Here is a 644-nt window from a genome sequence, read left to right as displayed (position 1 = left end):
CGCTGCAGGCGGATTTGTCGACCGCAGGCGCGGTTGAGAAGCTGTTTGCCGACACCATTGCGGCCGTCGGCCGGCCGGATATCGCGATCAACACCGTGGGCATGGTGCTGAAAAAGCCGATGCTGGAGATCAGCGAGGCTGAGTTTGACGCGATGCACAATGCCAATGCCAAATCGGCCTTCTTCTTTCTGAAAGAGGCGGGCAAGGCGGTGAATGACAATGGCGCGATCACCACGCTGGTGACCTCGCTGCTGGGGGCCTATACGCCGTTCTATTCCAGCTATGCCGGGACCAAGGCGCCGGTTGAACATTTCACCCGCGCGGCATCCAAGGAATTCGGGGATCGCGGGATCTCGGTCACGGCGATCGGCCCGGGCCCGATGGACACCTCGTTCTTCTATGGGCAAGAGGCCCCCGAGGCGCAGGCCTATCACAAGCAGGCCGCCGCGCTGTCGGGCTTTTCCAAGACCGGTCTGACGGATATCGAGGATATCGTGCCGTGGGTCCGTTTCATGGTCACCGAAGGCTGGTGGATGACCGGGCAGACCATTCTCGTCAATGGCGGCTACACCACCAAGTAACGTCCGACACTTAGGATCTGTGCCCATAGCGGCCCGGCCCGGTCCTGAAAAGGGGCCGGGTCA

General features: G+C 61.6%; 1 protein-coding gene. It reads left to right on the top strand.

The window, feature by feature from the left end:
• Positions 1 to 581: SDR family oxidoreductase (locus JL811_RS19890; RefSeq protein ID WP_202690437.1), on the top strand; the 581-nt coding region annotated here is incomplete at its 5' end.
• Positions 582 to 644: the final 63 nt, after the last annotated feature.

This window comes from Szabonella alba, assembly GCF_016765775.1.
GTDB lineage: Bacteria > Pseudomonadota > Alphaproteobacteria > Rhodobacterales > Rhodobacteraceae > Szabonella > Szabonella alba.
The sequence above is the reverse complement of the archived record's forward strand: the minus strand, read 5'-3'. Positions and strand labels throughout refer to the sequence as shown.